The sequence below is a fragment of the Ilumatobacter sp. genome, assembly GCF_030065885.1.
Taxonomy (GTDB): domain Bacteria; phylum Actinomycetota; class Acidimicrobiia; order Acidimicrobiales; family Ilumatobacteraceae; genus Ilumatobacter.
On the sequence record NZ_JASJCS010000163.1, the window covers coordinates 1 to 9,720 of the forward strand.

Here is a 9,720-nt window from a genome sequence, read left to right on the forward strand (position 1 = left end):
GACGTGGCCCCGGCGGGCGAGCCGCTCGGAGTCGTCGGCCGATTCCTGCGCGCATCGACCGCCAAGACGGTCCAGCTCCGCAAGCAGGCGATCGGCCGCCTCGCCCGCAACGAGCGCACCAAGTCGCCGGCGACGACCAAGGTGGCCGAGGCGCAGCAGGCCGTCACCGCTCCCGCCGACGAGGGGGCCTCGCGGGCCCGTGCTCGCCAGGTGGACGTCGTCGAACAGGCGCCGGCGCCTGAGCCGTCCGAGGCCAAGGCAGCCGCGAAGCTCGACGCCGCGATGCGGCGGGCGGTCCCCAAGAAGGTCGGCGAGATGGACGATTTCAAGCGGGACGGCAGGGGACGCGCGGTCGGCCGGGCGGTGACCGAGGTGGTGGCGGCGGACACCGAGCAGGTGCGCGCCACCTACGAGGCGATCGACAAGCCGCCGAAGGCAGCGCCGCCCGAGCCGGCCGATCCGCTGCCCGAGGTCGAATCGCCGCCCGAGACCGCGACGATCTCGCCCGGCGACGGTGTCGTCGGAGAGGTCCAACCGGAGCACACCGACCTCAGCGAGTTCGAGCGTGAATCGGACGACGTGCTCGCCAAGGAGGGGATCAAGGACGAGCACCTGGAGATGGTGGACGAGGGCGAGCTGGCCGAAGCTCGCAAGGCGCGTAGCTCCATCAAGTCGGAAGTCAAGGCAGCGCCGCGAGCCGTCAGCGTCTTCGAGCAGGAGCAGAAGACGAAGGTCGCGAGCGACCTGCGCAAGGAGGAGGCCGGCGCCCGCTCGGCGATGCGCGACCGTCGTCGACGCGGGCTCGAAGGCGCACGCGCCGAACAGCGCGGGACGACCACCAAGCTCGAGCAGCAGCGGAAGGCGGTGACCGACCGCATCAACGAGATCTACCGCTCCGCCAACGAAGCGGTGACGACCAAGCTCCGCGAGCTGAAACGCTCGTCGCTCGCTGTCTTCGACGCTGCGCAGCGCCGAGCGACGAGCATCTTCGAAGACAACGTCGAAACACGCATGAACGTGTTCAAGGCCCGCCGGTACGGCGGTCGCTTCGGTTGGGTGAAGGCGGGCAAGGACTGGCTCCTCGGCATGGACGACCTGCCGGAGGTCAAACGGATCTTCGACACCGAGCGGGAGACGTTCGTTGGGTCGATCGACGCCAGCGTCACGAAGATCACCGCCGACAGCAAGCGCGTCGTGCAGGAGTGCCGGGCCCTCCTGGCCAAGGCGCGAACCGACATCAAGACCTACGTCGACGGGCTCGGCCCGAAGCTGCGGGCCACCGGTGCGGACGCGTTGAAGGACGTGAGCGCCAAGCTCGACGCTCTCGACAAGCAGATCGCCGACGAGGAGAAGCAGCTCCAGGCGACCCTCGCGGCCAAGCAGGAGGCCGCGATCAAGGCGATCGACAAGAAGATCGAGAAGATGAAGGAGGCCATGTCGGGCGCCCTGTCCAAGCTGGGCGCGCTCCTGCTCAACGCGATGCTCAAGTTCTTCAAGTGGGCGCTCAAGAAGGCCGGCTACAGCGGCGAGCAGCTGATGGGCATCCTCAACAAGGGCAAGGCCGTCATCACCAAGATCGTCACGGACCCGATCGGCTTCTTCAAGAACATCGGCAAGGCGGTCGGATCCGGCATCAAGTTGTTCGTCAAGAACATCAAGCAGCACCTGATCGGAGGGTTGATCAGCTGGCTGACGGGCGCGATGGCCGACGTGCCGATCAAGCTGCCCACGACGTGGAACCTCAAGGGGATCCTCGACCTCGTCCTCCAGATCCTCGGTCTGACGTGGGACCGCATCCGCAAGAAGCTCGTCAAGCGGGTGGGCGAGCGAGTGGTGCGGATCGCCGAGACCAGCGTCGCCATCGTCAAGCGGCTGATCGTCGAGGGACCGATCGCGCTGTGGGAGATGATCAAGGCCAAGGCCGCCGAGATCAAGCAGAAGGTGATCGAGGGCATCCGCAACTGGGTGATCGTGCAGGTCGTCAAGCAGGCGGTGATCAAGCTCGTCAGCATGCTCAACCCCGTCGGCGCGATCATCCAGGCCATCCTGGCGATCTACAACACGGTGATGTTCTTCATCGAGAACATCAACCGCATCATCGAGTTCGTCAAGACCGTGATCAGCTCGATCGCGGACATCGCGATGGGTCGGATCTCCGCCGCCGCCAAGGCGGTCGAGCGCGCGATGGCGATGACGATCCCGATCATCCTCGCGTTCCTCGCACGGCTCCTCGGCCTGTCCGGGATCGGCAAGGCGGTGATGGGGGTCATCCGCAAGATCCGCCGCCCGATCGACAAGATCGTCGACAAGGTGATCGACCGCGTCGCCAAGGCAGCCAAGAAGCTCGCCGCCAAGGCCAAGAAGGCAGTCGGCAAGGCGAAGAAGGCAGTCGGCAAGGCGAAGCAGGCCGTCAAGCAGGGCGCTGCACGGTTGGTCGCCTTCGTCTTCCCGAAGAAGGGGTTCCGCGCCGAAGAGGAGGAACACACCCTCTCGTTCCGAGGCAAGCTGCCGCGCGCCACGGTGATGGTTGCCAGCGCCACGCCGAAGCCGCTCCTCAGTCGCCTACGAGAGATCGAGGACGACGGCAACCGATCCCAGGTTGCCAAGGCGCGGGGCAACCTCGCCAAGATGGCGAAGCTGCAGGCCGCACTCGACCAAGCCCGGAAGCGGACGGGGATCAGCAAGAGTGCCCGGGAGCGGCTCAAGCGGCGGCTCAAGGACGACCTGCAGAAGGAGCTCAACTCGCTGGCAACGATCCTCGCCAGGATCTTCCCCAGCAACCTCGGTACGAAGGAGAACCCGTATCCGCTCCGCTGGCCGAAGCCGCCGTACAACCGGTACCCGACCATCCTCGTCGGGCCGCGCACGTCGAAACGCATCCCGCAAGCCACCCTCAAGCGTGGCGTCGAGGCCGTCGACAAGCGGCTGAACGCCGCCGAGCGAGATGCGTGGAAACCGAAGACCATCAAGAAGTTCCGACCGGACGGCAGCGCCAAGCTTCCTGGCGACAGTGAGACCCTCGGGATCAAGCCGCCGTACCAGGTTCGGAAGGGTCTGGCGTTCCGGCTACCCAAGAAGGACCCCGGAAAGACACCGGGTGGTGGCGCGATCAACAAGAAGTTCGCACCGTTCGGATACAGCGCCGAGAAGGAAGGGTTCGACGGCGACCACGTGCTGGAGATCCAGGTGGGCGGCAAGGACGCCGTCGAGAACTTGTGGCCACTCGACAGTTCGACGAACCAACGCGCAGGTGGGGAGATCTACAACACCAAGTTCGTCGTCGGATCGCGGACGACAACGATGAACACGCTCAAGAAGCGCGCCGAGCGCAAGGCGGTCTGGCTCCAGATCGTGGAGACGAGGTAGTCGGGAACTCCCCGGACGAATCGCATCCTCCCGTCCGCCTCACGTTGCTCTCGACGTGTCGCGCTGGGTCGGTGGTCTGGTGCCAGCCGCTCACCTCGTGAGCACGGTCCGCAGCCGCCACGTGGCCAGTGCGAACACCACGATCGCGTAGCCGAGCAGGATCCCGAGGAAGGGGGCGATGTCGACGACGCTTCCGTCGAAGGCGACGAGCTCCTCGAAGGACTCGATCGCCCAGGCGTGCGGTGAGATGTGGGCGACCTTCCACAGCGTCTCGTCCATGTACTTGATCGCGTAGAGCGGGATCGTGGCGCCGCCGAGGACGGCCAATCCCATGCCGACCAGCGAGATCCAGCCGGACGCCTGCTCCTGGTTCGCGAAGAACGACCCGAGCAGCATCGCCACGCCGGCGGCGACGAGCGAGAAGGTGAGCAGCGTGAGGAACGCCCCCAGCGGGTCACCCCAGTCGATCCCGAACAGCGCCGCTCCACCGACCATGATCACCAGCCCCTGCACGAGCCCGATCCCGACCCGGCCGAGCGCCTCGCCGGCGATGATCTGGCTCGTCGTCGTCGGCGTCGAGTACATCCGGCGGGTCAGCCCGAGCCGCCGCGACTCGATGAGTGCGGTGGCCCCCGTCAGCGTCGCGAAGAACGTGAACAGCACGAGCATCGTCTGCCCGGGGATGTCGTACACGGCGAACGACTCGTACGAGAGCGGCTCGCCGGCTTCGGTCACGGAGACCTCGACCGGAGGCATGGTCGCCTGCCACTGCTCCGCCATCGCGAAGGCTTCGTCGAAGCCAGCGACCCCACGCTCGGCGGTGTAGGTGGCGGCGCGGGTCAGGGTTGCCATCTCGGTGATGACGGCCTCGGCTGCGGTCTGGGCCGCACCGAGGTCGGTCGCCGGCGTGACGACGGCCCGGATCTCGGCGGTCGCGCCGGACTCGAGGTCGGCGTGGTAGCCGGCCGCCACGATCAGCCCGGCGTCGAGGCGCCCGCGCTCGACGCGGTCGACCATCGCCGACTCGGTGCCGTACTCGTGGACCGCGATCCCGTCGATGTCGTCCAGCCGGGCGATCATCTCGGAGCTGAGCGCGCTCTCGTCGTGATCGACGACCCCGAGCCGCACGTCGTCGCTACCCTCCTGCATCGCGCCCAGCAGGACGATCAGGAGCACGGGAAGCAGGAGCGCCTCGAAGACGTTCCGGCGGTCGTGCAGGAACCGGCGGAGATTGACGCGTGCGATCGCCAGCAACGTCATGGCTGCAGCCTCCGAGCGAGTCCGGTGATCGCCAGCGCGCCCGTGATCACGCCGATCGCGAGCAGCACGATCGCCGGGAACACGACCGCCGACGCGCTCTCGACGCTGAGATCGGTCATGGCGCGGATGAACCAGGCATGGGGCGAGACGACCTGCAGGCGTTCGATCCACCCACCGGCGAGCGCCAGCGGGAAGAACGCCCCGCCGAGCAGTCCGAGCACTGTTGCGGTGTTGCTGGCGAGGAACTGGGCCTGCTCGTTCGTGCGGGCGAACCCGCCGACGAGCGCCGCGATCCCGGTGGCGGCGATGACGAACGCGACCACCAGCGCGGCGACGGCCATCGGGTCGCCCCACTCGGCGCCGACGGCGTACGAGGTGGCGACGACCAGCACGGTCGCACTCACCAGGCCGGCGATGATCGACGTCAGCATCTTGCCGGCGATGATCGAGCCGCGGGGGAGGGGCGCCGCGAGCAGCCGGCGCATCGTGCCGTCGTCGCGCTCCTGGAGCAGGTTGAGCACGCCGAACTGCACGGTGAAGAACAGGAAGAAGATGGTCATCCCGACGGCGTAGTAGGTGGCTCCGTCGAGGCTGCGCTCGTCGACGACCTCCTCGACGACCTCGAGTGCCAGCGGCGTCTGCAGGATCTCGAACCCGACCTCACGCCGGTCGACGCCTGCACCGAGGAGATTCTCGAAGGTCGCGGTCGCGACCCGCACCGAGCTCAGGTCGCTGGCGTAGCCCCGAGCCAGCTGGACCGCGAGGCCGGCCTCGGTCGGGCTCAAGCGGTTGCCGATCACCTGCAGCTCGACGGGCCGTTCGGACTGCACGTCGGCGGCGAAGCCCTCCGGGATGACGAAGACGGCGTCGAGCTCGGCGGATCGGTCGGCGAACTGGCCGGGGTCGCCCTCGGCCATCTCGGCCGCCTGGGCGACGGTGGCAACATCGATGACCGAGACCCCTGGGACCGGGCGGACGTGGAAGTCGACGAAGTAGTCGCCGACCGCCTCGTCGTCGAGGTCGACGACCCCGTACCGGGCGCTGAGCTGGTAGGCCTCCTGCTCCGGCGGCTCACCGAACATCAGGCCGAAGAGGAGTGCCAACGCGAGCGGGGCGACGATGGCAGTGATGAAGAACGACCGGTCGCGGGTTCGCTGGCGAAGGTCCTTGAGAGCGATCGTCAGCGCGGCGCGCATCGCTGCTCCCGTTCCTATTCCCGGAGCGCCCGGCCGGTGAGGTGGAGGAACACCATCTCGAGGTCGGCGGTCCGGAGGTCGACGCCGAGCGGCGTCACGCCAGCGTCGCGCACGACCTGGAGCACGGCGGGCAGTCGGTCGGTGGCGTCGTCGACGACGATGTCGATGCCGGTGTCGCTGACGGCCGCCTCCTTGAGGCCGTCGACGCAACCGAGCGCCTCGGCCGCGTCACGGAGCGGACCGGCCGCCCGCAGCTCGATGTGGTCCTGCTCGCCGACGAGGCGGGCGAGCTCGCGCTGGGTGCCTTCGGCCTTGAGCTCCCCGCGGTCGATGATGCCGATCCGGTCGCAGAGCCGCTCGGCTTCCTCCATGTAGTGCGTCGTGTACAACACGGCGAGACCACTGGCGCCGAGCTGCTCGACGCTCTCGAGGATCGCGTTGCGGCTCTGCGGATCGACGCCGACGGTCGGCTCGTCGAGGATCAGCAGGGTCGGCTCGTGCAGCAAGCCGATGCCGATGTTGAGCCGGCGCTTCATGCCGCCGGAGTACTTGTCGGTGCGGTCGTCGGCGCGGTCGGTGAGCTGGATCGTCTCGAGCACGGCGTCGACCCGCGCGTTCAGCTCGGCGCGGCCCATCCCGTAGAGCCGGCCGAAGAAGCGCAGGTTCTCGCGTGCGCTCAGGTCGGGGTAGATCGCGAGATCCTGCGGCACGTAGCCGATGTGTCGCTTGGCGTCGGTCGCCGTCCCGTCCATCGGCAGACCGGCCACCTCGACCTCGCCTGCGTTGCGGTCCAACAGCCCGGCGACGATCGAGATCGTGGTCGTCTTGCCGGCGCCGTTCGGGCCGAGCAGGCCGTAGGTCTCACCCGGCTCGATGCGGAACCCGACATCGTTCACGGCGACGAGCCCGTCGTACTCCTTGCGCAACCCACGGCACGTGAGGACCGGATCACCCCGCTGCTCGACCGTGGTCTCGGAGGTCATGACACTGCCCCCTCACTGCTCGAGGACTGCCTCAATTGTCCTCCCAGCTCACGTGGGTGTCCAGGCTCAGACGTCGTTATCGGACCCGAGGAGCAGGTGCTGGGTCAGCACCTCGTGGCCGCCGGCCTCACGAGTCCGTCAGCTCGTCGTCCCCTCGCTGGTAGTGCTTCATCGGGATCGTCTCGGTATGGAGATGGGCCTTGATCGCATCGACGATGCGGCCGGCGCGTGCGTAGTGCTCGATCATCAAGCGGTTGTACGACCGCACGAACTCGTAGTCCCAGTCCTTCAGCACCTCCAGCTCGCGTCCTGCGGCCTCCATCTCTTGAATGCCCGCTGCGACTTCTCCTTCGAAGAACCGGCAACGCCCGCGTTCGAGTCGGTGCGAGCCTTCGAGGGCGCGTGCATAGATGCTGTCCTGCGTGGTGCCCGTCGGCCACAGGTCCAGAACCTCGAGTGCGAGTTCGGCCTTGCCGACGTATCGCAGGCGGGCGGCCAACTGCAGCAGTCTCAGGTGCCTCCGGAATCTGCGATCGACCGCCAGGGTCTTGCTGAGGTGGGACGGTGCCTCCACATCGCCGAGATCGCGCAACAGGCCGCCGGCGGCGTCGAGGTCGTCTGCAGTGCGTACGGCGTCGAGGTCGTCGGCGAGCCGCACGACGTCGTCGCTGAAGACGGCATGGGCACGCTCAGCGGTCTCGCCGTCCCCGAGGCGAGCGGCGACCCAGGCGACCGCCTCCGCACTCCGCATCCGTAGCGCCCGATGATCGATCGACTCTGAGCGTTGGAAGGCGGCGTCGAGGATGGGACCAGCGCGTTCGAGCCTGCCCTGGTATGCCTTCTCGAGGCCGGTCTCGAGCAGGATGTCTGCCTCGTCGATGGGGCCGAACGTCTTCGCGACCGCCTCGTGGTTGACCTTGGCGTCGGCGAACGCGTCCGTCGGATCGACGTCGAGCCCATGACGCCTCAGGATCGTCGGACGCACGACGAGCCTCGGCTGCAGCTGCGCTTCGTACAGGTTGACGACGTCGTGAGGACCCGAGCGGAAGTAGTCGGGGAACATCTGCTGATCCACCATGGAGTTGTGGATGAACGCACTGAGCCGAAGCCGGTAGTCACGGTCGGTCTCGATGCCTGCCCGACGGAGGAGACTGTGCAGCATCATGGCTTTCTGCAGCTTGTCGAGCGGGGCGATGACCCTGCCGAGCCTGCCCTCGAGGCCGTCGCCGGGGGATGTCGGTCGACTTGCCTCGGGTTCCGTGAACCGGGCGGCCCCCAGCAGCTCGACGAGTGGATTGCCGTCGGTCGCCGCCGCGAGGTCGCCTTCGACGACCACCACGTCCAGCTCGCTCGCCGAGAGCGCGGTCACCGCCTCCGGACGATCACCAGGCAGCACGATCCACCAGGTCCTCTCGGGCCGGCCGTCCAAGAAGGCACGGACGATGTGGAAGTCGTTCCCGCTGTAACCGGCAACGATCACCTCTCGCCCCGCGATCGCCTTCGCCAAGAGCGTGGGGATGGGGGAGAACCCGATGAGTGCGACGTCGTTCGACGCGATCGCAACCCGTTGTGCGATGTCTCCGTGCAACTTCCAAATGGTGCCGGGACCACCGGGCCCCTCGTCCTCGACGTGGACCGTGACGCCCTCCATCCCGGGACACCGCTCGATCAGGGTGTCGAAGTTCGTCGTCACGATGCGCTCGATCAGGCCCAGCTCGAGCAGCTTCGCTGCGGCGCGATGGTTGACGTTCGGCCGATCCGACGCGAGCGCAGTCCGGAAGAGTCCGGGTACCACGTCGGCCGCGTACTCCGCAGTGGCGTTGTAGATCAGTTCTGGTGTTCCGAGGGCGGGAACCGGGTTGCCCGGTAGCTGTTCAGCGTGGCGCTCGAGATCGGGGTCGGCGACCAGGGCCGCCCAGTAGCCGTTGACGAGCTCGCCGGCCAGCGGCAGCCGCGACGGCGGCGCGGCCGAGACGCCCGCGCCGAGAAGAAGCACAGGTGCCCTCGTCGCGCTCGTCGCGCTCGCCGTGAACTCGCCGATGCGCGCTGTCCGTATCACGCTTGCGGAGCGCTACGTGCGCCGTTTGCGCACCGCCGATTCGGCGGTTGCGAGGTTCTTGCGGACCTCGCGCCCGAACTTGGCTTCGGTCTCGGCGTCGAGGCCGGCGACGGCCCGCTTCAGTTGGCGCGCCGCTTCGGCGGCATCGCCCTGCTGCATCGCGATGCGGCCCATGTTGTTGAGCGCCTGGACGACCTCGGACGAGAAGCCCATGTCTGCGCCCAGCTCGCGAGCGCTCTCGTAGCAGTCGACCGCGGGCCCGTACTCCTCGAGGTACATGTGCGCTCCGCCGAGGAATCGATACAGCCCGCACAGCAGCATGGCGAAGGGTGGGCGGCGCTCGTCGTCGGTCTTTGCGAGTACGGCCAGCTGCAGATCGATTGCCTCTTCGAGGTCGACCTTGATGTCTCTCAGCTTGTCGGAGCCGACCGCTCCTCCGCTCGCTTCGTAGGCCGTGAGGACCAGCTCGGCCTGCTGATAGACGGCGATCGCGCTGCCGAAGTCGGGGCCGTCGCTTCTGGCCGCCTTTTCGTTCGGTTTCGGCCGTGTACCCGGCAGCACTTTGGACTTGGCCGTGCGCCGCCAACTCATGTCTTCATCTTAAAGAGCAGCGCTGCAGAACGAAATGGGTGACGCGCCCGATGCGATCGTGGCGACCGGCGTTCCACTGATCGGCGCCGGCTGGGCCGGTTGGGCGACCTGACGCCGCTGCGCCGCAGTCGATGCTGGTCCCATCGTGGTCAGCGTGCAGCCGACCGGCGATCGGGGCGATCCTGGAGCCACATCACGACGGCTCGGACCCGCCGGTCGACTGCCGCTTCCGGCTGCAGGTCGAGCTTGGTGAGGATGTTACGGA

General features: G+C 67.6%; 5 protein-coding genes and 1 pseudogene. 1 reads left to right on the forward strand and 5 read right to left on the reverse strand.

Annotated features, from left to right (window positions below; genetic code table 11):
* A pseudogene (locus QNJ12_RS22385) lies at nt 1–3,366 on the forward strand (hypothetical protein); the annotation flags it as partial.
* A 90-nt stretch (nt 3,367–3,456) separates the two neighbouring features.
* Here the strand turns inward: QNJ12_RS22385 and QNJ12_RS22390 are convergent.
* The 5 genes from QNJ12_RS22390 to QNJ12_RS22410 form a co-directional block, all read right to left on the reverse strand.
* The gene (locus QNJ12_RS22390) at nt 3,457–4,626 is read right to left on the reverse strand and encodes an ABC transporter permease (protein WP_300626120.1); all 1,170 of its coding nucleotides are present in this window, start codon (nt 4,624–4,626) and stop codon (nt 3,457–3,459) included.
* A complete protein-coding gene (locus QNJ12_RS22395; RefSeq protein WP_300626122.1) occupies nt 4,623–5,822 on the reverse strand; it encodes an ABC transporter permease in 1,200 nt (399 codons plus the stop codon). Before QNJ12_RS22395 ends, QNJ12_RS22390 begins: the two co-directional genes overlap by 4 nt.
* Before the next feature lie 14 nt (nt 5,823–5,836).
* Nucleotides 5,837–6,805: an ABC transporter ATP-binding protein gene (locus tag QNJ12_RS22400; RefSeq protein ID WP_300626124.1), complete on the reverse strand. Its 969-nt coding sequence runs from the start codon at nt 6,803–6,805 to the stop codon at nt 5,837–5,839.
* A 127-nt stretch (nt 6,806–6,932) separates the two neighbouring features.
* Nucleotides 6,933–8,801 (reverse strand): SIR2 family protein, encoded by a 1,869-nt coding sequence (locus QNJ12_RS22405; protein WP_300626126.1) that lies wholly within the window; start codon nt 8,799–8,801, stop codon nt 6,933–6,935.
* Nucleotides 8,802–8,876: 75 nt separating this feature from the next.
* Nucleotides 8,877–9,455 carry a tetratricopeptide repeat protein gene (locus tag QNJ12_RS22410; RefSeq protein ID WP_300626128.1) on the reverse strand — a complete coding sequence of 193 codons (579 nt, stop codon included), beginning with the start codon at nt 9,453–9,455 and terminating at the stop codon, nt 8,877–8,879.
* Between the last annotated feature and the right edge of the window lie 265 nt (nt 9,456–9,720).